Source organism: Flavobacterium omnivorum (assembly GCF_900099915.1).
Lineage (GTDB): Bacteria > Bacteroidota > Bacteroidia > Flavobacteriales > Flavobacteriaceae > Flavobacterium > Flavobacterium omnivorum.
This window is the reverse complement of the sequence record NZ_FNDB01000006.1, coordinates 86,419-112,272: the sequence shown is the minus strand read 5'-3', so window position 1 is coordinate 112,272 and position 25,854 is coordinate 86,419. Positions and strand designations below refer to the sequence as shown.

At 33.8% G+C, this 25,854-nt stretch carries 18 protein-coding genes; 4 read left to right on the top strand and 14 right to left on the bottom strand.

Going from position 1 to position 25,854, the window contains the following annotated elements; translation table 11 throughout:
* Positions 1-22: 22 nt before the first annotated feature.
* Positions 23-2,995 carry a protein translocase subunit SecDF gene (gene secDF / locus BLS90_RS08470; protein ID WP_091257229.1) on the top strand — a complete coding sequence of 991 codons (2,973 nt, stop codon included), beginning with the start codon at positions 23-25 and terminating at the stop codon, positions 2,993-2,995.
* Positions 2,996-3,287: 292 nt separating this feature from the next.
* A complete protein-coding gene (locus BLS90_RS08465; protein WP_245705068.1) occupies positions 3,288-3,746 on the top strand; it encodes an acyloxyacyl hydrolase in 459 nt (152 codons plus the stop codon).
* Positions 3,747-3,805: 59 nt separating this feature from the next.
* On the opposite strand, the gene lgt is transcribed toward BLS90_RS08465, so the two are convergent.
* The 5 genes from lgt to BLS90_RS08440 form a co-directional block, all read right to left on the bottom strand.
* Positions 3,806-4,759, bottom strand: a complete 954-nt coding sequence (lgt, locus tag BLS90_RS08460; RefSeq protein WP_091257228.1) for a prolipoprotein diacylglyceryl transferase — start codon at positions 4,757-4,759, stop codon at positions 3,806-3,808.
* A 63-nt stretch (positions 4,760-4,822) separates the two neighbouring features.
* Positions 4,823-5,062, bottom strand: a complete 240-nt coding sequence (gene yidD / locus BLS90_RS08455; protein WP_073353924.1) for a membrane protein insertion efficiency factor YidD — start codon at positions 5,060-5,062, stop codon at positions 4,823-4,825.
* A gap of 98 nt (positions 5,063-5,160) precedes the next feature.
* Positions 5,161-6,639: a cysteine--tRNA ligase gene (cysS, locus tag BLS90_RS08450; RefSeq protein ID WP_091257227.1), complete on the bottom strand. Its 1,479-nt coding sequence runs from the start codon at positions 6,637-6,639 to the stop codon at positions 5,161-5,163.
* A 174-nt stretch (positions 6,640-6,813) separates the two neighbouring features.
* Positions 6,814-7,485 carry a GTP cyclohydrolase I FolE gene (gene folE / locus BLS90_RS08445; RefSeq protein WP_073353927.1) on the bottom strand — a complete coding sequence of 224 codons (672 nt, stop codon included), beginning with the start codon at positions 7,483-7,485 and terminating at the stop codon, positions 6,814-6,816.
* Between the two features lie 224 nt (positions 7,486-7,709).
* Positions 7,710-8,915: a pyridoxal phosphate-dependent aminotransferase gene (locus BLS90_RS08440; protein WP_091257226.1), complete on the bottom strand. Its 1,206-nt coding sequence runs from the start codon at positions 8,913-8,915 to the stop codon at positions 7,710-7,712.
* 126 nt (positions 8,916-9,041) lie between these two features.
* Between BLS90_RS08440 and BLS90_RS08435 the strand changes: the two genes are divergently transcribed.
* Positions 9,042-10,370, top strand: a complete 1,329-nt coding sequence (locus tag BLS90_RS08435; protein WP_091257225.1) for a PDZ domain-containing protein — start codon at positions 9,042-9,044, stop codon at positions 10,368-10,370.
* A 55-nt stretch (positions 10,371-10,425) separates the two neighbouring features.
* Here the strand turns inward: BLS90_RS08435 and BLS90_RS08430 are convergent, their stop codons facing one another.
* Positions 10,426-10,812 (bottom strand): DUF1573 domain-containing protein, encoded by a 387-nt coding sequence (locus BLS90_RS08430; RefSeq protein WP_091257224.1) that lies wholly within the window; start codon positions 10,810-10,812, stop codon positions 10,426-10,428.
* Between the two features lie 210 nt (positions 10,813-11,022).
* On the opposite strand from BLS90_RS08430, the gene BLS90_RS08425 reads away from it, so the two are divergent.
* Positions 11,023-13,656, top strand: coding sequence for a valine--tRNA ligase (locus tag BLS90_RS08425; protein ID WP_091257223.1), 2,634 nt, complete (start codon positions 11,023-11,025; stop codon positions 13,654-13,656).
* Positions 13,657-13,731: 75 nt separating this feature from the next.
* Here BLS90_RS08425 and BLS90_RS08420 read toward each other — a convergent pair whose 3' ends face one another.
* From BLS90_RS08420 to BLS90_RS08385, 8 genes are all read right to left on the bottom strand, one after another.
* Positions 13,732-15,642, bottom strand: coding sequence for a S9 family peptidase (locus BLS90_RS08420; RefSeq protein ID WP_091257222.1), 1,911 nt, complete (start codon positions 15,640-15,642; stop codon positions 13,732-13,734).
* Positions 15,643-15,776: 134 nt separating this feature from the next.
* Entirely contained in the window at positions 15,777-16,325 is a 549-nt protein-coding gene (locus BLS90_RS08415; RefSeq protein ID WP_091257221.1) for a PepSY-associated TM helix domain-containing protein, read from the bottom strand.
* 58 nt (positions 16,326-16,383) lie between these two features.
* A complete protein-coding gene (locus BLS90_RS08410; protein ID WP_091257220.1) occupies positions 16,384-18,591 on the bottom strand; it encodes a TonB-dependent siderophore receptor in 2,208 nt (735 codons plus the stop codon).
* Between the two features lie 179 nt (positions 18,592-18,770).
* A complete protein-coding gene (locus tag BLS90_RS08405) occupies positions 18,771-19,898 on the bottom strand; it encodes a PepSY-associated TM helix domain-containing protein (protein ID WP_091257219.1) in 1,128 nt (375 codons plus the stop codon).
* Between the two features lie 61 nt (positions 19,899-19,959).
* A complete protein-coding gene (locus tag BLS90_RS08400; RefSeq protein ID WP_091257218.1) occupies positions 19,960-22,119 on the bottom strand; it encodes a TonB-dependent siderophore receptor in 2,160 nt (719 codons plus the stop codon).
* A 188-nt stretch (positions 22,120-22,307) separates the two neighbouring features.
* Positions 22,308-22,787: a DUF6265 family protein gene (locus BLS90_RS08395; RefSeq protein ID WP_091257217.1), complete on the bottom strand. Its 480-nt coding sequence runs from the start codon at positions 22,785-22,787 to the stop codon at positions 22,308-22,310.
* A gap of 1,038 nt (positions 22,788-23,825) precedes the next feature.
* Positions 23,826-24,365 (bottom strand): hypothetical protein, encoded by a 540-nt coding sequence (locus BLS90_RS08390; RefSeq protein ID WP_091257216.1) that lies wholly within the window; start codon positions 24,363-24,365, stop codon positions 23,826-23,828.
* Positions 24,366-24,520: 155 nt separating this feature from the next.
* Complete coding sequence (locus BLS90_RS08385; protein ID WP_091257215.1) at positions 24,521-25,744, bottom strand: porin family protein; 1,224 nt, start codon at positions 25,742-25,744, stop codon at positions 24,521-24,523.
* Positions 25,745-25,854: the final 110 nt, after the last annotated feature.

The window sequence follows — 25,854 nt, the reverse complement described above, 5'->3', positions numbered from 1 at the left end:
AAATAATTAATTTTTAGTAATAATGCAGAATAAAGGACTTATTAAATTTTTCGCAATTCTATTTGCATTGGTAAGTATTTACCAACTTTCTTTCACTTTTGTCGCAAGTAAAGTAAAAAGCGATGCCAAATCTTTTGCTGGTGGAAATCCTGAAAAAGAAGCAAAATATTTAGATTCAATCGGTAAAGAAAAAGTATTTAACCTTGGTTTTACCAATTTTACTTTTAATGAAGTAAGTGATAAGCAAATCAACAAGGGTCTTGACTTAGAAGGTGGTATTAATGTTATACTTCAAATATCTGTTAAAGATATTTTAAAAGGATTATCGAATAATTCTAAAAATCCAGTTTTTAATAAGTCTTTGGCTGATGCAACTGCTGATTTGCAAGGGAATAAACCATATTTAGACAAGTTTTTTGATGCTTTTGAAGCTAATTCAAAAGGAACTGTAAAATTAGCATCTCCAGATATTTTTGCAAATAGAAGTTTGCAAGGTGAAGGTGGTGTTGATTTTCAAATGACCGACTCAGAGGTTCAAAAAATTATCAAAAGAAAAGTTGATGAATCGGTAGAAAGTGCTTTTGGCGTTTTAAGAAAACGTATCGATCAATTTGGTGTAACACAGCCTAATATTCAAAAATTAGGAAATTCAGGTCAAATTCTTGTTGAACTTCCAGGTGCAAAAGATGTAGATCGTGCTAAGAAATTATTATCAAGCACTGCTCAATTGCAGTTTTGGGAAACATACAAAATCGAGGAAATTGGTAATTTCTTAATGGCGGCTAATGAGTCATTGAAAAAAACAGAAATCAAAATTACTGAGGTTAAACCAGTGGTAAAGGATTCTTTAAGTGCTTTACTTACAGATTCAAAAGATTCTACAGCTGCAAAAAAAGGGGAAAATCCTTTATTTGATAAAATTGTTGGTCAAGGTGGAGGTCCAGTTTTAGGGCTTTTCTCTCCAAAAGATACGGCAACAATTAATGGTTACCTGAAAAGAGCTGACATCCGAATTCTTTTGCCAGCTGAGCAACGTTATGCCAGATTTGTTTGGGGTATACCAACTACTATTAAAGATGCTAAAGCTAAAGATGTTGAAGTTTTAGAATTATATGCTTTAAAAGGAAATAGAGATAATGTACCTGCAATGGCTGGTGGTGTTATTACTGATGCAAAAGATACTTTTGATCAATCAGGTAAGCCAGCAGTTTCTATGCAAATGAATGGTCAAGGAGCAAAATCTTGGGAAGAATTAACAGGTAGAGCTTATACTCAAAAAAGCAATATCGCTATTGTTCTTGATGATGTAGTTTACTCTGCGCCAGGTGTTTCAAGTGGCCCAATTTCAGGTGGTAGATCTGAAATTTCAGGAGCTTTTGATGTAACACAGACTAAAGATTTAGCTAATGTTTTAAGAGCAGGTAAATTGCCAGCTACTGCTGATATTGTTCAGTCAGAAGTTGTTGGGCCATCCTTAGGTCAGGAAGCAATTGATCACGGTACTAGCTCCGCTTTGATAGGATTGCTTATTGTATCCCTTTGGATGATGATCTATTATGGTAAAGCGGGTTGGTATGCTAATATTGCACTAGCCATAAATTTACTATTCTTATTTGGAATTTTAGCAAGTCTTGGAGCTGTTCTTACTTTACCTGGTATTGCCGGTATCGTTTTGACAATGGGTACCGCGGTAGATGCGAATATTATTATCTATGAAAGAGCAAAAGAGGAATTAAGAGCAGGTAAAACGCTAGAAGAAGCTGTTAAGACATCGTATAGTTGGAGGGGTGCTATGTCATCAATTACAGATGCGAATGTTACGCACATTTTAACTGGTGCCGTTTTATTTATTTTTGGTTCAGGACCAATTAAAGGATTTGCCACTACATTGTTAATTGGTATTATAACTTCATTATTTACTTCTATTTTTATTGCGCGAATCTTTATTGATTGGAACATTAGCAAAAAGAATAATTTGACGTTTGTTACTAACTTCTCTAAGAATATGTTTAACAACTTTCATTTTGATTTCTTAGGGATGAAAAAATGGACGTATTTGTTCTCTAGTATTGTGGTTATCATCAGCGTTGTTTCTTTAGCAACAAATGGTCTAGATCAGGGAGTTGATTTTGTAGGAGGAAGAACATTCCAAGTGCGTTTCGAAAAACCAATAGAGACAGAAACTGTTAAAGCAGAATTAGCGCAAGTTTTTGAAGGTAGTGCCGAAGTAAAAGTATTTGGTAATACTAACCAATTGAAAATTACAACGAAATATAAGGTGCAAGAGTCAGGAATTAAAGCTGATGAAGAGGTGAATAAATTATTGTTTAGCACCTTGAAAAAGCATTATTCGTCAGACATTACGTACGATAAATTTGTAAACGCTTATGAAGGAAAGAAAGTAGGAATTCTACAAGCTTCTAAAGTGGGACCAACAGTAGCGGAAGATATTAAAACTAACGCTTATTGGGCAGTACTTGGAGCAATGGCCATTGTTTTCTTATACTTAATGATTAGTTACCGAAAATGGCAATATAGTTTAGGTGCGATTGCTGCAGTTGCGCACGATGTTATTTTTGTATTAGGAATCTACTCTTTGTGTTATAAATTCATGCCTTTTGGTATGGAGATCGATCAGCATTTTATCGCTGCAATCTTAACGGTTATTGGATATTCTATGAATGATACAGTTATTGTATTTGATAGAGTTCGAGAGTATTTAGCCGGTAAAACTAAGGGTACTTTTGCTGAAATTGTAAATCAATCTATTAATACAACGATGTCTAGAACAATCAATACATCATTAACTATGATTGTTGTTTTATTAATCATGTTCGTTTTTGGTGGAGAATCTATTAGAGGATTTATCTTTGCAATGTTGGTTGGTATTATAGTAGGAACCTATTCTTCATTGTTTATTGCCACACCAGTATTGGTTGATACAATTTCAAAAGAAGATAAAAACAAGGTAGAAAAAGCACATCAAGAAAGTTAAAAGAGCTTTTATATAATTTTACAAAAAGAGATTCAGCGAAAGTTGAATCTCTTTTTTTTTACCTGAATTCCAATACTTTTTTTAGTAAAGTAACAAAGAGTTTCAAAAATTATAGTCTGTTTTTAAATTAATAGTTATGTTTAAGAGTGTTTTTTTTATTTTGTTTATTTGTTATCCTTCAATGCTGTCTTTTGCTCAAGTCAAAAACAGGGAAGTCCAAGTGGGTTTTGCTTATGGGTTAGGTGCTGAATTTAAAAATAAAAATTACTCTTACACAAATCATTATTATTAGTTGCAATTTTATTTTGGAGTAAAAGAATCAAAAAAAGTCAGCTATCAAATCCTTGTCCAGCCAGAACTTAATTTTGCAACGCATCAACTCTTGAATTTGTTTTTTATTGAACCGGACGAACCGGATTACATAGAAAAACGAGAACGATACACAAAGTTAAAGGATATAAAAGAGTACGTCTTGAATTTAGGATTTTTGGTCCGGAAACCACTCTCTAATCAAGCCAGTCTCTATGCTTTGGGTAGTGTGGGACCAATGATTACCGATACAGAAACAGAGCGCTTATCTAAAGGTTTTGCCTTTGCTGACGTTATTGCTTTAGGAGTTACTTTTAAAATGAATCGAATAACGATTGATTTTAGGCCAAGTATCCGGCACGTATCTAACGCCGGGTTACAAAATAAGAATTCGGGTTACACTACTAAAAATATCGACTTTGGATTATTGTTTGCATTATAAAAAAAGCGTCACCTGTTTTGATTCAGATAACGCTTTTTTTTGCTTTCAAATTATTTTTTTTAATTCGTAATTTCTCTTTCAGCAGTAAATATAAAATACAATCCTATAAGTACAAAAGGAATACTAAGCCATTGTCCTGTTGAAAACAAACCGAGAGCACTTTCAAAACCGCCTTGGCTTTCCTTAACGGATTCTACGATAAAACGTACCGTAAACAACAACACTAGAAACATTCCGAAAATAAATCCTGTATATTTTCTTTTTTCAGTTTTCCAATACAAGAAAAATAAGACTGCAAATACAAAAATATAACAAATTGCTTCGTACAATTGTGTAGGATGTCTTACTGGCACTTGCTCTAATAATACAGCAAATTTAGGGTCTGTTGCAATGGCGGTGTAAGCTTCTTTAGGATTAGGTATCTGAGTAGCATTTACAGCATCCATAGGACTAAAGTGGTCTTTTATGAATTTTATTCCAAAGGGAGAAGTCGTTTCATGACCTATGATTTCCGAATTGAAAAAGTTACCCAATCTGACGAAAATAGCACCGCTCGCAACAGGAATAACCACGCGATCCAAAATCCATAACTGCGGTTTTTTTAATATATTTTTACTGTAGAAGTACATAGCAATAATGATAGAAATTGCAGCTCCGTGACTTGCTAATCCTTGAAAACCAGTAAATTCCCAGCCTTTAATAATGCTAAATAGAGCTTCGTTTGGATTTTCTCTTATAGGTAAGAATATCTCCAGTCGGTGATTGCGGTAATACTCCCAATCGTAAAAGAAAACATGTCCTAAACGAGCACCAATCAAAGTCGCCAATACAGTCCAGATAAATAAAGAGTCTAATTTTTCTATCGATTCTCCTTCGCGATCGAAAATATTTTTCATGATATACCAGCCTAATCCAAAAGCAATGACAAACATTAAACTGTAATACCGAATTATAAAAAAGCCTAAATCAATTCCTTCTGATGGGTTCCAAACAATGTTTAAAGCATGTGTCATGTATTGTAATTTTGTTATTTTAGGTAAAAATAAAGATTAAAAGTAAAATTTGTACTATAAAAACTAATGTTTATGAAGGCAAGATTTTTTAGGCACAGGATCATATCCTGTTTTCCCCCAAGGATGACAACTTAAAATTCGTTTTGTTCCCAGATATCCTCCATAAAATAACCCATGAGTTTGCAGCGCTTCAATCATGTAAGAGGAGCAAGTGGGCTCAAATCGACAAGCTGAAGGTGTGAACGGTGAAATCGCTACTTGATAAAACCGAACTAAAATGATAAATGGTGCAGTTATTTTCATAGTTTCACTTGGGAATTATAAAGCTTAAAATATCATTAATTCCTTTTTTGAGGTCTTTTTTTTTGATAGAGTTAAGAAGCATCGAACTTGCATTGAAATTAAATCGAGAAAGTAGTACCTTCTTTGCCATCTTTAAGTTGGATTCCTAATGTGATCAACTGGTCTCTAATTTGATCAGACAAAGCAAAATTCTTGTTTTCTCTAGCCTGTTTTCTCATTTCGATTAACATATTTACTGTTCCTTGTAATTTATCGTTAGTGCTGTCAGAAATTTTCTCTTCTTCTAGTCCTAGCACATCAAAAACAAATGCATTCATTGTTTTTGCAAAACAATCTAAGTCTTCTGCATCCAAACTCTCTTTCTCCTCTTTTAGCAAATTGATAAAGCGAACGCCTTCAAACAACTGTGCTATTAGGATAGGCGTATTAAAATCATCATTCATTGCATCATAACACAATTGCTTCCATGCTGGAATATTAATAGTGCTTTTTGCAGCGACAGTGATCTCTTTTAACGAATTTATTGCTTCCATCAATCGCTTATATCCTTTTTCAGAAGCAACAATCGCGTCATCTGAAAAGTCAAGAATACTGCGGTAATGCGCTTGCAACATAAAAAATCGGGCTACAGATGCTGAGAAAGCTTTACTTAAAACAGTATTTTCACCTGTTAATATTTCTCGGGGTAAAATATTATTTCCGGTAGATTTAGCCATTTTTTTACCGTTCAAAGTTAACATATTGGCATGTAGCCAATAATTAACCGGAGTTTGACCCGTGCAAGCCTCGTTTTGAGCAATTTCACACTCATGATGCGGGAATTTTAAGTCCATTCCTCCACCGTGAATATCAAAATGATTGCCTAAGTATTTAGTACTCATTGCGGTACATTCTACGTGCCAACCCGGAAATCCATCACTCCATGGCGAAGGCCAGCGCATGATGTGCTGTGTTTCTGCTTTTTTCCAAAGCGCAAAATCCTGGGGATTTCTTTTATCAGTTTGACCGTCTAAATCTCGCGTATTGGTAAGCATATCTTCGATATTTCGACCACTTAATCGCCCGTAATGATTTGTTTTATTGAATTTAACTACATCAAAATAAACTGATCCATTGGCTTCGTAACCTATTCCTTTATCAATAATGGTCTTGATAATTTCAATCTGTTCAATAATATGACCCGTTGCCGTTGGCTCAATACTAGGCGGTAAAAAGTTGAAAGCATTCAAAATATCGTGAAAATCTACGGTATATCGTTGCACCACTTCCATGGGTTCTAGCTGCTCTAAGCGTGCTTTTTTTGCAATTTTATCTTCACCTTCATCTACATCATCCACAATATGACCTACATCAGTAATATTACGAACGTAGCGAACCTTGTAGTCCAAATGCAAAAAATACCTAAAAATCACGTCAAAAGACATGAATGTTCGCACATTTCCAAGATGCACATTGCTGTAAACAGTTGGTCCGCAAACATACATTCCCACATTTCCTTCATGAATAGGTGTAAATGTTTCTTTCTCTCCCGAAAGTGAATTGTATATTTTTAAAGTCTGACTCTTGTATAAAGGCATTTCAATTGTTTTTTTTGGAGCTGCTTCCTGCTTTCCGCTTCAATCTTTTTATTCGCAAGGGCGATAAAAAGGATTTTCACTTCAATCAGGGCTAGGGCATTTCTGCATTAAAAAAATGTAATTTTATTGTTCAATATCCTTCTTATTTCGTGCCGCACTGCGGGTGAATAAGATTTAGAACTTTGTTTCTAGTTTGATATAATCTAAGAATTCTCTGCGAGTAACGCTGTCTTTAAATTTTCCTCCAAACTCGGATGTTACAGTGCTACTTTCGATATCACTGATTCCTCTAGAATTAACACAAAGGTGTTTAGCATCTATCACACAAGCAACATCTTCAGTGCCTAAAGCAATTTGTAATTCTTGCACAATTTGCATCGTTAAGCGTTCTTGTACCTGAGGTCTTTTGGCATAATATTCTACGATGCGGTTCATTTTAGATAAACCAATAACTCTTCCGTTAGAAATATAACCTACGTGAGCTCTTCCTATAATGGGTAATAAATGGTGTTCACAAGTAGAATAGACGATGATATTTTTCTCAACTAACATTTCACCATATTTGTAATTGTTGTCAAAAGTGGATGCTTTTGGTTTTTTTGCAGGATTTAAACCTCCAAAAATTTCTTTTACAAACATTTTAGCCACACGATTGGGTGTGCCTTTTAAACTATCATCAGTCAAGTCCATTCCAAGTGTAAGCAGGATGTTCTCAACGTCTTTTTTTATTTTTTCGATTTTATCATCATCAGAAATGGTGAAAGCGTCATCTCTAATTGGATTCTTTGCGGATAAACTAATATGATTGTCTCCTATTTCGTCTTGAAATTCTTCTTTATTTATCATTAAAAGCAACTATTATAGTGGGTGTAATTATTTAAGGGGTAAAGATAAATAATAAAAATTAAAGAATTTCTATCGCTCCTACTATTTAAACGCACTTTATCGCTTCTTCAAGGTGTTTTTGTTTCTTTTTTAGGCCTAAAAAGAAAGGCAATAACGAGTTCGCTATTGCCTTTTTTATATTAAATCCAGTTTAGTCCAGTTTTAAATCTGAAGAATTTAGTTGCTTATGCTTGATTTTGTGTTGCATTGTAAACTGGAATTGCTGCTTTTAAAATGCGAACTGCACTAATCAGATCATCTTTCTTTAAAACATAAGCAATTCGAACCTGATTCAATCCCATTCCTGGGGTAGAGTAAAAACCTGCTGCTGGTGCAACCATTATGGTTTCGCCATCTAAGTCATAACTTTCTAAAAGCCATTGAGCGAAAGCGTCGGCGTTGTTCACTGGCAATTGCGCAATGCAATAAAAAGCACCTTTAGGTTTGCTCACAATTACACCATCTATTTTGTTTAATTCTTCAATTAAAGTATCTCTACGTTCTCTATATTCTGAAATTACTTCGTCAAAATAACTTTGCGGTGTGTCCAGTGCTGCTTCACTTGCAATTTGTTCAATAGTAGGAGGACTCAATCTTGCTTGCGCAAATTTCATCGCTGTAGTCATCACTTCCTTATTTTTAGAAACAATACACCCTATTCTCGCACCACACATGCTATATCTTTTTGAAACCGAATCGATCATAATGGCATGTTCTTCAAGTCCAGGAACGCTCATAACAGAATAATGTATGTCGCCGTCATAAGTGAATTCGCGATACACCTCATCAGATATTAAGAATAAATCATGTTTTTTAACCAGAGCTGCTAACTGCATGATTTCTTCTTTGGAGTATAAATATCCAGTAGGATTTCCTGGATTACAAATAAGAATAGCTTTTGTTTTTGGAGTAATCAGTTTTTCAAAATCGGCCACTGCTGGAAGCGCAAAACCCGTTTCGATAGTGGAGATAACAGGAATAACGTTCACGCCAGACGCCGTTGAAAATCCGTTATAATTTGCATAAAAGGGTTCTGGAATAATAATTTCATCACCTTGATCCATCGTGCTTCCCATGGCAAACATTAACGCTTCAGATCCTCCTGTTGTGATAATGATGTCTTCAATATTTACGGAAATACCTTGATTTGTATAGTAGTTGGCTAGTTTTTTTCTGTAACTTTCGTTTCCTGCAGAATGGCTGTATTCCAGAATGGTTAAATCAATATTTTTAACCGCATTCATAGCAACTTCCGGTGTTTTTATATCGGGTTGACCAATGTTCAAATGATATACTTTATGTCCTTTTTTCTTAGCTATTTCAGAGTATGGCACCAATTTTCGTATTGGTGATTCAGGCATTTGTTTGCCTTTGTTTGATATTTTTGGCATAGTCTTAATTATTGAATTGCAAATTTGCGATTTTTTTTTCGAATTTATTACAATCATTAGACGTATATAGTGTTAAATCTGCATTTTTGATTGAATTAATTTAGTATTTTTATGTAAACTATTGTAATGAAAAAAGTACTATTTTTACTATTTACCTATCTGTATGTTGTGTCTGTTTTTGCACAAGAAGGATTTCAGTTCGAAAAAGGGGTATATAAAACCAGCGTACCTTTTAAATTGATTAATAATTTAGTTTTTGTACCTATCAAAGTCAATGGAATTGAACTAAATTTTTTGTTAGATACAGGAGTCGCTGAGACTATATTGTTTAGTTTAGAAGAAAAAAAAGAAGTCCGTTTTTTTAATGCTGAAAAGGTATTACTAAAAGGTTTAGGAAATCAAGCCGCTGTCGAAGGATTAAAGTCTACGAATAATACGTTAGAATTTAGTGATTTAATGATTAAGAATCACATGCTTTATATTGTTTTGGATCCTGAGTTTAATTTATCTTCTCATATTGGGATTCCTGTGAACGGGATTATTGGTTATCAGTTTTTTCGAAATAATTTAGTCGAAGTGAATTACCACAAAAAAAGGATTATAATTCACCAGAACAATGAAAGAAACCGTACTAAATTTGAAAAGAAATTTAACACGATTCCCATCACTATTGAAAAATTCAAGCCTTATGTAAATAGCACCGTTACGCTAAATAATCATGAAGTTGCGGTAAAGTTGTTGATTGACATTGGTAACAGTGATGCTGTTTGGTTGTTTCAAGATCGTTCCGCTTTTATAAAAGTTCCCGTGAAAAATTTTGATGATTTTTTAGGAAGGGGATTTAGCGGGGACGTTGAAGGTAAAAGAGGGCGACTTCAAAAATTTAAGATGGCTGATTTTGAATTTAGTGCTCCAGTTGCGGCTTTTCCAGACTCTGTTTCGATCAGAAATGTAACGATGGTGCCTGATCGAATGGGATCTGTAGGTGGCGAAATCATGAAAAGATTTAATGTGGTTTTTGATTATCAAAACCAACGATTGCATTTGAAAAAGAACAGTGAATTTTCAACTCCTTTTAGTTATAATAAAAGTGGTGTAGAGATTCAACACAATGGCTTGCAATGGATTCAGGAAACTGTGCGAATGGAAACAGTTCCGTTAGCTAGTAAATATGGCGAGTCTGGAGGCATAGGACCAAAGACGGATTTTAAATATAAATTTAAACTAAAGCCTATTTTTGAAATTGCTAATGTTAGGATAAATTCTCCAGCCGCTATAGCAGGGTTACAAAAAGGGGATTTAATTATTAGCATTAATACTATCGTTCCTTACAAGTATACGTTGCAAGAAATTAATACCCTTTTTAAATCGATAGACCAGAAGTGGATTACTTTAGAAGTAGAACGTCAAAAACAAATTTTGAAGTTCAGTTTTCAATTAGATGATATTTTGTAAAAAAAAATGCTTCTGAAAAATAGTTCAGAAGCATTTTAGTTTGATAAATAATGTATTAATTGGAAATTACTTCTCCTTTAATTTTCAGAGCGACTCTTCCGCCTTCATAATTTACTGCATTCGATTCCACAGTTATTGTTTTTCGGATAGGTCCTGGAGCCATGTTGTATTTCACTGTAATTTTTCCTGTTTTTCCTGGCATAATTGGTTCATTTGGTTTTGTAGGAACGGTACAGCCACAAGTTGATAATACATTAGTGATTATTAGTGGTGCATTACCGGTGTTGGTAAAGGTAAAATCGCGACTGCCATCTTCATTCTTAGTAACCCGTCCATAATCGATGGTATTGTCCTTAGCAGAAAATACGATTTTAGGTCCGTTTTGAGCAAAACCGATACTACTGATCAATGCGAATGCGAATAGAATTATAGTTTTTTTCATTTTTATTTTTATTTTTAATCATTAAAGTAAATATACTTCGTTTTAATTAACGCACAAATATTTATTTCTCTTTTTATAGTGTACTTAATTATTTACTTTTGTTCTCAATATCAATTACAAATATCAGACCAAAGATTTACGGCAAGCTGTGGAGTGGATTTCGTATTGAATCGATGAACCTAGTTAGCCTATCTTAAAATCCAAAATAAAATGACGATTCCTGCACAATTTGACGCTCAAACTATTGAAAATAAGTGGTATGACTACTGGATGAAAAATAATTATTTTCACTCAGAACCAGACCATAGAACACCCTACACCATAGTAATTCCGCCACCCAATGTGACGGGAGTTCTGCACATGGGTCACATGTTAAATAACACTATTCAGGATGTCTTAATAAGAAGAGCGCGATTGAAAGGATTCAACGCTTGTTGGGTTCCGGGAACCGATCATGCTTCGATTGCAACTGAAGCTAAAGTGGTAGCCAAATTAAAAGCCGAAGGAATAAATAAAAATGATTTGACCCGCGAAGAGTTTTTAGCCCATGCATGGGAATGGACAGACAAATATGGTGGGGTTATTCTAGACCAATTAAAAAAACTAGGTGCCTCTTGCGATTGGGAAAGAACTAAATTTACAATGGATCCAGATATGTCGGCATCTGTAATTCGTTCTTTTGTAGATTTATACAACAAAGGACTGATTTATAGAGGATACCGAATGGTGAACTGGGATCCTGAAGCGAAAACAACTTTGTCAGACGAAGAAGTAATTTATGAAGAACAACAAGGAAAATTATATTTCCTAAAATATAAAATAGAAGGAAGTGAAGATTTTCTGACCATTGCTACTACGCGTCCAGAAACAATTTTTGGAGATAGCGCGATTTGTATCAATCCAAATGATGAACGTTTTGCTTACTTGAAAGGGAAGAGTGCCATTGTTCCTATTTGCGGTCGCGTGATTCCTATTATCGAAGATGATTATGTAGATGTTGAATTTGGAACAGGGTGTTTAAAAGTCACTCCGGCGCACGATATGAATGATAAAGCATTAGGTGAGAAACACAATCTTGAAATTATTGATATTTTCAATGAAGATGCCACTTTAAATAGCTTTGGATTGCACTACCAAGGAAAAGATCGTTTTGTGGTTCGGGAGGCGATTGCCAAAGAATTAGAAACTATTGGAGCTTTAGCAAAAACAGAAATTCACCTTAATAAAGTAGGAACATCTGAAAGAACAAAGGCCGTAATTGAACCACGATTATCAGATCAATGGTTCTTGAAAATGGAAGATTTAGTAAAACCAGCGATCCAATCGGTATTGGTTGATGGCGATATTAAATTACATCCTGCTCGATTTAATAATACCTATGCCCATTGGTTAAACAATATTCGAGATTGGAATATTTCGCGTCAATTGTGGTGGGGACAACAAATTCCTGCTTATTTCTATGGTGATGGAAAAGAAGATTTTGTAGTTGCTGAAAATATTGAGGATGCTTTGGCTTTAGCCAAAGAAAAAACTTCTAACTTTTCCCTTCTTGCTTCAGACCTTAGACAGGATGTAGATGCTTTAGACACTTGGTTTTCCTCTTGGCTTTGGCCGATGTCTGTTTTTGGTGGAATTATGGATCCAGAAAGTGAAGATTTCAAATACTATTATCCTACGAATGATTTAGTTACAGGTCCAGATATTTTATTCTTTTGGGTAGCCAGAATGATAATTGCAGGATATGAATACACCGGAAAAAAACCATTTACAAATGTCTATTTAACCGGTTTAGTTCGTGACAAACAGCGACGTAAAATGTCTAAATCACTAGGAAATTCACCTGATCCACTAGATTTGATTGAAAAATTTGGTGCCGACGGAGTTCGAGTAGGCTTGCTATTGAGCGCTTCTGCAGGGAACGATATTATGTTTGATGAAGAATTATGTAATCAAGGAAAAGGATTTACTAATAAAATATGGAATGCTTTTAAACTAATCAAAGGATGGGAAGTTTCAGATGCTATTTCACAACCGGAATCGTCTAAAGTGGCAATAGAATGGTATGAAGCGAAGTTGCAGCAAACACTTCTAGAAATTGAAGATAATTTCGAAAAGTATAGAATTTCTGATGCGTTGATGGCAATTTACAAATTGGTTTGGGACGATTTCTGTTCTTGGTTTTTGGAAATGATAAAACCAGCTTATCAGCAACCAATCGACAGCGTTACTTTGGCGAAAGCTATAGAAATGCTCGAAAATAACATGAAATTATTGCATCCATTTATGCCTTTTTTAACGGAGGAAATTTGGCAAATTTTAGCAGAAAGATCTCCAGAAGAAGCCTTAATTGTTTCGACTTGGCCAGAGATGAAACCGTTTAACGCAGCTTTAATTGCTGATTTCGAAAACACAATTGAAGTGATCTCCGGAATTAGAACGATTCGTAAGGACAAAAATATTCCATTCAAAGATGCGATCGAATTGAAAGCGATTAATAACGATTCAGCTTCTACTTATTTTGATTCGGTTGTAACCAAATTAGGGAATATCACTTCGTTAGAATATGTTTCGGATAAAGTGGATGGTGCCTTGTCTTTTAGGGTAAAATCGAATGAATATTTTATCCCAATAACTGGAAATATTGACGTGGAAGAAGAGGTTTCTAAATTGACTGCGGAGCTAATTTACACGCAAGGTTTTTTGAAATCCGTTCAAAACAAACTAGCAAATGAGAAATTTGTGGCTGGTGCGCCAGAGAAAGTACTGGCTAACGAAAGACAAAAAGAAGCGGATGCTTTGGCAAAAATTGAAACTATCGAGCACAGTTTGTCGGGTTTAAAATAAAGTGCCAATTGCTTTTTAAAATAGATAATCCCATCTCGATGTAAATTGAGATGGGATTTTTCTTTTAGATATCGATTACTTTTTAGGCGTTTTTAAATATTTTTCTAAAAAAGCTAAAGTTGTTTTTGTGGTAGTAATTTGATTTTCATTTTTCTGGAAACCGTGCCCTTCATCTGGAAACACGATATATTCCACGGGAACTCCGTTTTTCTTTACACCGGCTACGATTTCATTACTTTCAATAGGAAGTACTCTGACATCATTTGAGCCTTGAAAAACCAGTAGCGGTTTATTTATTTTATCATAATTATAAAGGGGTGAAATCTTTTTTAGTCTAATACTATCTGAAGTATAAGGATCTCCCATTTCATCATACAACGCTTTTCTAAAAGATTCCCAAAATGGAGGGATGCTTTTTAGTGTTCGCGGCCAATTGGCAACACCAAATAAATCAACACCTACTTTAAATTCTTCTGGATGAAATGCTAATGCGCCAAGAACCATAGATCCTCCATAACTTCCTCCATAGAGACCTATGGCATTTGAGTCAATATAATCTTGTTCTACAAGCCATTTTTTACCCCAAATACAGTCTTTTAAATCTCCATTGCTATGGTCTTTGTTGTCCATTTTGTAAAAAGTTCTTCCATAGCCACTACTTCCGCGATTATTTACAGCTAAAACGGCATAGCCGCGATTTACTAAATATTGAATACTGTTTGAATACCCAATGCGACTTTGCCCTCCAGGACCACCGTGTACCCATATTAATGCGGGTACTTTATTGTCTTTGGATGCTTGTATTGGTTTGTAATAAATAGCAGGGATTTCTTTCCCATCAAAAGATTTAAAACGAACTACTTGTGCTGTTACTAAATCGTTTTGGTTTATTTTTTTGTTTAAAACAGAGGTGAGTTGTTTCAGTTTTTTAGAAGGAATATCATAAAAATAAAGGTTTGCAGGACTCGTGCTACTGCCTACGGTGAGCAATAGTTTGTTTTCGCTATTAGAAATTATTATATTAGTAACATCCCCATCATTAAATGCAGGGAGATTAATTTGTTTTCCAGTGACATGGTCAAAAAGTAAGACTTTGTTTTTTCCGTCATTGTTAATGAATATAGCATGGTATTTTTCATTTTTACTTAAATACATATAATTGATATCCCATTTGTCTTCGAATATTTTTTCTGATTTTCCAGTATTGATATTGTACTTAACTAAATAGCTGAATTCTGTATCCTCATTACTCGAATAATACATAATACTATCATTTTTCTCAAAAGCCATTGGGTTCCAGTTGGCTTCTTTATCAGTACTGATTCGTTTTGTTGTTTTGTTTTTTCGATCATACAAATACATTTCGTTTTTATCCGTCGTAATTGACTTGTTTAATGCAATGTATCTTTCGGATTTGCTTATTAAGGAAGGCGATAAGTCAGAATTTGTCTGGTATAAAACAGTTGGTCTCCAAGAAATAGTGTCTAGTTTTAATAAATCAAAATATTTCACATCTCTTTTGTTGCTAGAGATATACATGTTTTTTTTATCTTGGCTCCAGCCAAAAAAACTATTGGCACTATTTTCCCACGGAGTAATATCTTTTGGAATAGAGTTATTGCGATCCATTAAAAACAGATGGGAATTCTCATTTCCACCTTCATCAGCAGAATAAATAAATTTAGAACTTCCAGGTAAATAATCTATTGTAAAAATGCTTTCATTTGTCGATTTTGTCAACGTGATTGTTGTAGTATCTGAAATGTTTAACTCATAGGCGTTATAGATTCCCGTTGCGTTATTCGTTATCAGTATTTTTGTCTCATCAACATTAAATCCTGATGCACTTACGTCTTTCGTGTTGTACAAATCCTCTAAAGCATATTGTTCTGGAATTCGTGCCTTTTCATCCTTTTTTTCATCTTTACAAGAAGAAGTAATTATCAGTAATAAAAATGTCCCAAATAATAATAGTGGTTTTTTCATTGTAAAAAATTTAGTAAGTATTTATAAATCAATTGTTAAGTCAAATATATGTAAAAAACGTGATTTTATTTGTCAAAATAAAAAACCTCGTTTATTTCTAAACGAGGGTACTGTTTTCTTTTGAAGATTAGATATTATCCCAACAAAAACAAGAAGATCAACGGAAATATAATTCCAGCAACGGCCAGTTTCCAACCTCTGTTCCTCCAACTAAATTTTCCGGCTTTGATCATTACCGTTCCTGTTAATGCTATAATGATTAAACTTATCGCAAAAATATCAGAATAATAAATCCAGAAATTGGAAGTGTTTTTGTGTAAGCTCATGGATTGACTGATAATAGGCGTTTTAAAGAAAGAAACAAGTTCTCCTTTTCCAGTTTTCATGTCAATTTCGAGATCGTGCTTTTCAAAAGAAATCTTAAAGGTTCCTTTTTTTACCATTTGACGTCTCATTTTATCATCGATGCCCAATTGTTTTCCTAAATCTTCAGCAAATTTTTCATTAATTTCACTTTCAGCAGGCAGTTTTACTTGAATGACTTTTGTTTCGGTAGTGTATTTTTCCGGATGCCAAGAATCTCTATGATTCATCATAAGGCCTGAGAAGGCGAACGAAACAATTAATCCGATATAGAAATATCCTAAATCACGGTGTAAATTTCTTGCTTTTATTTTTTTCATGGTTGGAATTTTGTGAAATTAATTATAAATCAGATGATTTATTTGACAAAAGGTTTAATTAGAATTTGTATTTTAAACTCGTCATTACTTGACGCGGTGCAATTGGGTTTACACTGTAGTTTTCATGAACAGTATAATTTAAAACGTTCGTAATATTTGAAACTCTGCATAAAATGGAGAATTGTTTCCAACTGTAACCTACTGACGCATCTATTGTAGTGTAACCTTCTAAAGGAATTTCTCGGTCATATATTCCGTTAGGTAGTGAGGCATCAATTTGATTGTTCCATCCACCTACTCTTTTACCGATATAATTTCCTAAAGCTCCTACTGAAACTCCTTGTAACGCCCCGGATGGCAAGGTGTAGAAAAAGCTTAAATTAGCAGTTTTTGCTGGAGTTCTTGCCAAACGATCCCCTTCTATAAAGCTTCCTTTTAAACCAGAAGTTTTTGTGTAGCGCATATCATTGTAGCTGTATCCAGCAATAATATTTAAACCTTTTATAGGTTTTGCAACAATATCAAATTCTACGCCTTTACTTGTGGTTTCTCCGCTTAGAATTTTTAGAGAAGTATCTGTATTGCTTGATCCATCTGCTTTAAATTCGGCTGTTTGTGCTAAATTACTATTTGTAATTTGGTATACCGTAACATTTGTACTTAGTATTCCTCTCCAAAAATCTTTTTTTATTCCCACTTCGTACTGGTCAATAATGGAAGGTTTAATCGCCTTTAAATCCACTGTTGTTCCTGTATTTGGTGTAAACGAGTTCGAGTAGCTGGCAAACAAGGACATGTCTTTTGTCGGTTGATAGACGAGTCCCAATTTTGGAGTGAAAGCTTGGTCTTTACGTTTCTGACCTTCTGTAATTGTATTTTTAACTAAATCAGTTGTTTCTACCAGAGCTTCTTGCCATGACCAACGAATTCCTGCCAAAACTTTAAATTTTTCGGTAAGCGAAATTAAATCTTGGGCATAAATACCAAAACGATTGGTATCTGTTTTTACAATTCGGGTATTTGTTGCGTTTGGTATAGCGCCACCTTGATCAAAATTCTCGAAATCAAAAACGTTTCCACTACCGTATGTTGAAGGGCTAAAGGTGAAGGTATTGGCTTCTGTAAAGGAGTTTTCCAAATCAACACCTGTAAATAATTGATGTTTTAGTTGCCCTGTTTTGAATTTTCCTTGAATGCTTAATTGTTCAGCAATAATTTGTTCTTGGTTTTTATTTTGTCCCAATGGTCTTTTCCAATCTCCATTGGCTGCGGGTTGAATTCGTTCTGTTCCTTTTGATGTTCTATCAAAATTTTGAAAAGAAGTATTAAAGTTTAATGTCCAGTCTTTATTGAAATTATGGTTTACTAATCCTGAAACAGTAGCTTGTTTAGTTTCTCCAGTAGACCAATTGGCCCCTAAATAGGTGCTTATAGGTAGCGCCAGGATTTCTTTTCCGATTATTCCTGATCCAAAATCGGGTGTCCAATCGTCCTTTAGGTAATCTCCTTGCAGTATAATTTCAGTTTTGTTACTTACTTTAAAAAGAAAAGAAGGGTTTATATAATATCTTTCTTTGGATACATTATCTCTAAAACTTTTAGAATTTTCATAGGAACCCGTGAAGCGGTAAGCGATAATATCATTCAATGGACCATAAATATCAATAGATGGTTTGTAAAAAGAATAGCTACCCATTTGCATGGCTATTTCGCCGCCTTTTTTGAACGAAGGAGTTTTCGTAACCATGTTTAATATTCCTCCGGGAGCAACATTTCCGTAGAGTAGAGCGGCACTTCCTTTGAGCACTTCAACTTTTTCTAAGGAAGAGACTTCGGGAATCGAACCACCGCTAAAACGAAATCCATTCTTAAACATATTGTTGGCTGACATATCATAGCCACGTGAAAAAAAGGATTCCTGAGCACCACCGCGAGCAGATCCTACATACACACCATTAATGTTTTTTACAACCTCACTTAAGCGAATGGCTTGTTGTTGTTCAATTATCTCGCTCCCTATGATTTGAATGCTTTGTGGAACGTCCATTGGTTTCAAGCCGGATCGAATGGCAGAAACTGGTTTTTTGTGTTGATTTGGTGTGATTATAATTTCTTTAAGAATACCTCCTTTTTTATTTCTAACAGTATCGGAAACTGAATCAAATGTTTCTAAAGTAGTTGGGTTTTCTGAGGCGTTCGCTGTTTCTTGAGCTTGTCCAGAGAGACAAAATAATAATGCAAATGGGACTGTTAAACTATATTTCATTTTGTTTATTTGGATTGAATAAAAATAACGGTGCAAATATATAATCTGAATCTGATTTAACAAAATTATTTAGACTAAATATTGATAACAATTTTAACATTTTTAATGTATTGAAATTTAATGTTATAACCAAAAAATCCTTGCTTTTAGACAAGGATTTTTGATTTTAGCGTTAAATGTTAAATTTTAACTTTTGATTTTCGGTTTCTTCCCCACCAGATGTAGAATCCAGTTATAGGAAGACTCGCAATAAGTAAACTGATTAAAAAAGCAAATATTTTTCCGGCTATTCCAAAAACGGCACCCGTATGTATGTCGTAATTCAAGAGCATCAGTTTGTCGGCAATTTTAGCTTCTTTATACCTTCCGTAAAGATGCTCTACTTTTTGTTCTTCTAAGTCATATTGGTCAAAATAACGGTAGTCTATTTTCCAATAGGTACCTTCCTCAGGATTTGCATTTGCCGCAATAGAAGAGCTGGCACTTTCCGGGGGATGCACTTCTATAGATTTTGCTTCTGGATATTCGTTTTGCATCAAAGTCCAAATTTGATCCAGCGGTTTATCTACTGTTTTGCTTTTTATAGTCGAAATTGGATCTTCATAAACTAAAGATTTTTCGCCGCCAAGAACAGTATAATAAGAATTAGCGAACCATTGGAAACCCCAGACTAAACCCGTAATTGCAAAAATTATGGCAATTATAAGCACGTATAAGCCAGTAATATTATGCAAGTCGTAGTTTTTGCGTTTCCATTTTAATCCTTTTTTCCATTTAAACCAAAACCGTTGTTTTGCGGCATTTTTATTTTTTGGATACCAAAGAATAAAGCCAGTAATCAGTAGGATCAAAAATACCAATGTTGCCGATGCTGTAATGGTTTGTCCAATTTCATGGGGCAACCAAAGGTAAAAATGACCATCAAGAATAAAGTTAAAAAAACCATCTTCCATATTGGTTTTTTCAAGGACTTCCCCTGTATATGGATTGAGGTATACAATATAATGATAGGAAGGTTCGTAATGAAAAAAGATGGCTTCCGCTGATTTCGTTGAACCATTGTATTTTATAGCATGAAGTACTTTGTTTGGTATTTCCTTTCGGGCAATTTCTTCTAATTGTGTTGGGAATAGAAATGGCTTTTCTTGTTTTATTACAAACCTGTATTCATCGGTATAATCTTGTATTTCTTCCTGAAAGGCATATAAGGATCCCGTGATTGCAATTATGAAAACAAGTATTCCAGAGGACAATCCAAGCCAAAGATGGATTTTTAGGATTGCTTTTTTTAGGGTGTTATTTTTCATTAAAAATGGATAAAACTCCCCACTAAGGAGGAGTTTAGTTAAATAAAACGAATTAAGAATCTTAAAATTTATAGGTCAAACCTGCTGTTAGACTGCTCAATCGTTGAGGAGTTACAGTGGACCAACCAGAATAATATTTTTCGTTTAATACGTTATTCAATTTCAAAGCAAGATTGAATTTATCATTTGAATAGGACAAAGCCGAATTTAAAATTGTATAACTTGGTAAAGCAAACGTTCCGATATTCGCTCTATTCAAGGTTTTGTATTCACTGGCATAGTTTCCACCAAATCCAAGACCAAATCCTTTTAATTTCCCAGAAGTCAAGGTGTAATTTGCCCAAAAATTGACTAGGGTTTCCGGTCCGGCTTCCTCAGGTCTTAAGCCTAAATAACCATCACCGGGATTGTCTTTTGTAACTTCACTTTTGTTATTACTGAATCCGGCAATCACATTGAATCCTTTCATTGGATTAGCCGTAAAACTAACTTCCACTCCTTTGCTGTTGACTTCACCACCCTGAATTGCATTGTTGATATTGTTGGGATCTGTCATTAATCGATTTTTCACATCAATATTGTAGTAACTGATCGATGCCGAAATAATGTCTTTGTATAAGTTAGTTTTTAGACCAAATTCATATTGATTGGCCTGCTCTGGGTCAAAAATTTGCAATCTGGAATTTGTACCATCAACATCTGAAACGGATACTGGTGCCTTATTAATAAAACCATTCATATAATTTGTAAAAACAGAAACTTTATTTTCAATTATTTGATAAACTACACCAAATTTTGGAGAAAAAGAGGTTTGACTTTTAATTTTGTCTGTTGACCAATAATTAATACTTCCTTCAAAATTATCTATACGCAGACTTCCCATAACCGAAAGTTTATCGGTAATATTTAATACATCCGAAATATAAGCACTTAGAACTTTCGTTTCTGCTATTGTATTTCCTTCGAATGAGCCCACTAATAAATTGTCAACACCAGCTTGAGTTAAATCTCCGGTATCCGATCCATCAGTCAGAGAAACAACACCGTTTCCGCGCCAACCGCTGCTTCCATTTTGAATATCGGATTTATAATAATCAACCCCTACGACCAATCGGTTTCTTAATTTTCCTATTTTAAAGTCTCCAATAAAATTTTGTTGAATATCATTTGCTAATGTTTCTCCGTTTCTTTTAGAGATAAATCGAGTAAAATCATTTCCGTTTGATGCATCAAATAAATAGGAATAATACCCATTTGTGCTGCTGCTGCTTCTGGATAGTACCGTTTGTGAAGTCCATTGATCCGATATTTTATAAAACATTTGAGCTTGTAAATTATAAGTAGGATTGCTGATGGACAGCTCGTTTGAGGTGAATGATTTTTTATAGTTTTTTTCGAATAACTCCATTGAATTAAATGAAAGAGGCGCATATCTACTCAAGAAAAGCATTGGGGCATTTGCTGAATTTCTGTTGGTGAATTCGGTATTAACCAAGAACGAAAGTTTATCACTAACTTTATAACTCAAGGAAGGAGCAAAGAAAAAGGATTTTCCAAAACCGGCATCCTGAAACGAATTTTCTTTTTGGTAGGCTGTATTGATTCTTACAGAAACATCCGTGTTTAGTGGAATATTCACATCTGCAGTAAGGCGATCCATACCATACGATCCTGCATTATAACTAATTTCACCGCCAAATCTTGAATAGGGCTTTTTAGTCACAATGTTTATCAAGCCGCCGTATGAAATTAAACTGCTGCCAAATAAAGTTCCTGAAGGTCCTTTGATTATTTCAATGTTATCCACGTTGGCAGGATCAATACTTCCATTGTTGATTCCGGGAAGTCCATTGATCATAGTTGGCTGAACAGAAAAACCTCTCATTGTAAAAAATTCAGCGCCATCTCCGCCACGCCCAGTTGATTCCCAAAGGCGGGTGATTCCAGTTGCATTTTTTAATGCATCACTAAAATTAGTAACCACTTGCTCTTTCATTAACTCACTGGTAACGGTATTGTATACCTGAGGATTTTCTATGTTATTCAAAGGCATCTTTGAGACTGTAGTGCTTTTTTCTCTTTTGTACTTGTATTGGTTGGTGTTAACGATTACTTCTTTCAGTGTTTTTAAGGAATCTTTTTCTTGCTCTTTTTTTTCTTGAGCAGTAACAGTTATTCCAAAAAGTAAAACTAACAGGTAGAGGGTAGGTATCTTATTCATTTATTTAGATTAATTAAAAATAAGTCGCAAATATAAGATTGCTTTTGTTATTAACAAAACTTATTTAGACTAAATATGAATAGTATTTTAAAGTTATTATATAGTAATTTGAAAAACAGTATTTTATGAGCATAAAAAAACCTTACTTTTATGGAGTAAGGCTGTTTATGAAGTCGAGAAATTAGTTTTTACTTGATTCTTTTCATTGAGAACTGCTCTGAGCTAGGTTTCCCCTGTTGCATTCCGGAAATTTTTACAACTAAACTGTCTGCAGTAATTGGAGTATAATTAATTATTTGCGGGTAATCGTGTTGTAGATTTTCGAATAGTAATTCTTTCTCGGATGCTGTCTTTAATTTAAACGCAATCGGTTTGTCCTCATTTTGCCCTTGCACCGTAGCATAATAGGTTACCTTTTCTCCTTTTTGTTCCAAGATAATCGTTTCAAAATGTAGCGTGTCTTTTTCTTTTATGAAGTAGGAAGTTGCTTGAAAAGTGCTGTCGTTTGCTTTTTTCCAAGATTCGGTTAGGTTTCCTTCAAAAGACTTGCTTTCCCAATTGCCCAGGAGCCAATTAGCAGCATTGATCTTTTCGTATGTTCGTGATTTATCTTCTTTGCAGGAAGCTAGCACCAAAATTAAACAGCCCAAGCTTATTGTATTTTTCATAATAGTTTCTTTTAAGGTGCGTAGTGACAGCAATACAAATTTATAAAAAAGATCGAAAGTAACGCATATATTATCGGTAACCTTTTATGGGGAATGTGGTTTTAAATAGGTAATTAAATTCAACTACAAAAACAGAGTAAGTAGCAGCTCACGATGCTTAGTAGGATGGCTTAAAATATCATATCACCTTCTTTTTTATTATCTCTTTTTCGAAAGTACATCTAGTATGTACTAGAAGTGTAGTGATATCTTTTAACACGGTAACTGTTACTATTTGCTTTTATAAGCAGTTGAACCTATTTAATGTCGTACTATAAAATGAGTGAAATACTATTTAACATAGGAGTCATATAAGCATTAAACCTTAAATGTCCTTATTGTTGTTTAAGTTATACGAGCCTAACAAATGAAACTTAAATGACTTATATGGTAAAAAAAATGTAACATTGTTTTATTCTTATTGCTTAGTTTAGTCAAATTAAATTTTGGTTCTGTATTTTTCAGGGGCTTTGTGTTGCTTTTTGTTTCCTGAAAGGCTGTTTTTATTGAGTATTATAGATGATGATTTACAGTTTCTTCAATAAGGTACTGAGCTAGTAGAATACCCTCTCCACGTACAATTTCCAAGATAGAATGCTTTTTTGAATTAGGATTTCGCACAGCAAACGCTATTTATAGGAAGTAGTAATTTCATATGTTTGGTTGTACTGTATTGTTGGTGTTTTAAAAAAGGAAACTTTTTATTTAATATTAGTATCAAGTAATTTTTTTTGCTCAAATATAATGTTCTTTGTTATTGATACGTGAACTGTTTAATTTGTAAAGCTCGTGCGAGTTTGGTACGAAGTCTCCTTACTTCGCGGCGCAATTCCAATTGTATTTAAGCGTTCGTCTTGTTTACACTTCGCAGAGCTGGGTTGTGTCATTGCGAGGAACGAAGCAATCCCATCCAGTTTGGCTATTATTTTATTTGCTTCTCTTTGTGGGCGCAGTTTGCAAAACTGTGCTAACGATTGTGGATGTCGGAGCGATTGGGTTTTATAATTTAATGGTTATATAGTATTCTGTTATTCTCAGTAGTACAAAACAAACAAAAGCAATGCCTAATTTGATTATAAATTTATATTTTGGTTGTTGAGATGTATTGAAATTGATTAAAGCCTTTATGCTTTGAATAACTTTATCTTTATTTAACCACAAAATTATTAGAAGTAATACTTGGTATAGAATCGCTGCTTTCAAAGCTCCAAGATGCACTTCAAAATATATGTCTTGTAAAATCACATTTACAAGTATAGTGGATGTAAACAAACAACCAATAATTCTAGTTCTTTTCATTAAAATTAATGTTCCTCCAATTATTTCAAAAAGTCCTAAAGTTAATGCATATGATTTGGAGTAACCATAAAAAGCCCACATCAATTCCATTCCAGTCAAGTCTGAAACACTTTTGTTAATTTCAGAAGCTCCATCAAATTGTACTATTTTACCTCCACCATAAACAAACAGTGCAAATACTACAATCCAACTAATTGCATTTTCAAAAATCTCTATTTTATCTTTTCTGTCGAATTTCATTCTTCGTGTTTCTTTTGTAGCTTGTTACGCAAAGGCTAATGCGAGCGTCCCGCTCGTGCTAATTACAATTTATAATGTATTTGCTTTTGTTTGTGTTCACGAGCGGGACGCTAGTGCTAGTGGGGATTAGGTCTATCTGAGCGATCTGGTAATTTTTAAAACAGGGTATATCCAAATATTAATGATGATGTTTTATAATTTGAATCCCAATAACTATAATTTGCCATAATGTTTTTGCTAGTTTGTAAACGCATTTCCAAGCTGTATTTATTCTTAAATTTATATCCTACACCCAAACCAAAATTGCGTCGAGTTATAAGTTCTACAGATTTTGAAAAGATATAGGGAGGACTTGTAAATTCTAATGATGAATTTGAACTGATAGCGATTATGTATGATGCATTGATAAAGACCTTACTATCTTTATTGAGAAAAAAGTAATGTCTTACACTTATTGGAATCTCAATGTAATTATAGTTAGCAGTTACAATTTGTTCTCCACTAGAAAAGAAGCTTCCATTAACTTCTTTTTCGGATTTGAAATTCTGATAAGTTGGTTCAATCGTTATAGCCCATTTATTCCTATTGAAGGGTAGTATAAATTCCGCTTCAATACCAAGGCCAAATCCTAATTTATTTCCAAAATCTATATCAGGAGAATTAGAAACAAGATCCTCTACAAAGAAAGAGGAGTTGTTCAACCGCGGTCTAATGGATAAATTAAATAAATCTTTTTTAACTTTATTTTCATAGTTTATGAATTCTGAATTGTTGCATTTATTGTACTCCGTAAAAAAAGCAATTAGACTATTTTTTTGGTACTTTAAATTTGTCATTTTATTAAGTGTAAAACTAGGACATTTTAGATCATTCCATAACTGCTGTCTAAATTGATTGTTTTCCCCTGTTTTGTTTTCATAATTCTTAAAATTTTTAAAAACTAACTGTTCAATAATCCCATTATCTTTATTGTAGAAGAATCGTCGTAAGTTTTTATTTTCATATTGGTATAAATTAGATTTGCCTTCAATTAATGCTTTTAAAAAAAGTTGTTCTTCAATAAATATTGGATTTTTGTCATCGCTAAAATTGTTAATATTATTTCCAGATTTATCTATTTTAACGGTCCTCCTAATGTATTTTGAGTTGTTGTAAATTCCAAATTCTTGTACGGATTTGATATTTTCATTTATCAAAGTACCGTTTTGTACCAGCTGATATTCAAAATCCACGGGATTGTTTTTCCAATCGATATTTTTGATGAGACAATCAATTTTTTCTCCATCATTTGTAATAAAGTATCCTTTTTCAAAGGAAATTTGTGACGACGCATCAAAAGTTAAGATAGTAAGTAAAAGTAATAGTAATTTTTTTTTCATAATCAATTCTAATTTTTGTTTTCATAAAATGCCTAATGACCTTATTAAGCTAATTATAGGAACGTGTTATGTGATGAGTAAATTTATACAATTTAAGCAGGAATCAAAAT

Bases quoted from the DNA above. Each gene is read 5' to 3' on its own strand.
- secDF (WP_091257229.1), top strand. From the start codon at position 23: ATGCAGAATAAAGGACTTATTAAATTTTTCGCAATTCTATTTGCATTG.
- lgt (WP_091257228.1), bottom strand. From the start codon at position 4,759: ATGACACATGCTTTAAACATTGTTTGGAACCCATCAGAAGGAATTGAT.
- yidD (WP_073353924.1), bottom strand. From the start codon at position 5,062: ATGAAAATAACTGCACCATTTATCATTTTAGTTCGGTTTTATCAAGTA.
- cysS (WP_091257227.1), bottom strand. From the start codon at position 6,639: ATGCCTTTATACAAGAGTCAGACTTTAAAAATATACAATTCACTTTCG.
- folE (WP_073353927.1), bottom strand. From the start codon at position 7,485: ATGATAAATAAAGAAGAATTTCAAGACGAAATAGGAGACAATCATATT.
- BLS90_RS08440 (WP_091257226.1), bottom strand. From the start codon at position 8,915: ATGCCAAAAATATCAAACAAAGGCAAACAAATGCCTGAATCACCAATA.
- BLS90_RS08435 (WP_091257225.1), top strand. From the start codon at position 9,042: ATGAAAAAAGTACTATTTTTACTATTTACCTATCTGTATGTTGTGTCT.
- BLS90_RS08430 (WP_091257224.1), bottom strand. From the start codon at position 10,812: ATGAAAAAAACTATAATTCTATTCGCATTCGCATTGATCAGTAGTATC.
- BLS90_RS08425 (WP_091257223.1), top strand. From the start codon at position 11,023: ATGACGATTCCTGCACAATTTGACGCTCAAACTATTGAAAATAAGTGG.
- BLS90_RS08420 (WP_091257222.1), bottom strand. From the start codon at position 15,642: ATGAAAAAACCACTATTATTATTTGGGACATTTTTATTACTGATAATT.
- BLS90_RS08415 (WP_091257221.1), bottom strand. From the start codon at position 16,325: ATGAAAAAAATAAAAGCAAGAAATTTACACCGTGATTTAGGATATTTC.
- BLS90_RS08410 (WP_091257220.1), bottom strand. From the start codon at position 18,591: ATGAAATATAGTTTAACAGTCCCATTTGCATTATTATTTTGTCTCTCT.
- BLS90_RS08405 (WP_091257219.1), bottom strand. From the start codon at position 19,898: ATGAAAAATAACACCCTAAAAAAAGCAATCCTAAAAATCCATCTTTGG.
- BLS90_RS08400 (WP_091257218.1), bottom strand. From the start codon at position 22,119: ATGAATAAGATACCTACCCTCTACCTGTTAGTTTTACTTTTTGGAATA.
- BLS90_RS08395 (WP_091257217.1), bottom strand. From the start codon at position 22,787: ATGAAAAATACAATAAGCTTGGGCTGTTTAATTTTGGTGCTAGCTTCC.
- BLS90_RS08390 (WP_091257216.1), bottom strand. From the start codon at position 24,365: ATGAAATTCGACAGAAAAGATAAAATAGAGATTTTTGAAAATGCAATT.
- BLS90_RS08385 (WP_091257215.1), bottom strand. From the start codon at position 25,744: ATGAAAAAAAAATTACTATTACTTTTACTTACTATCTTAACTTTTGAT.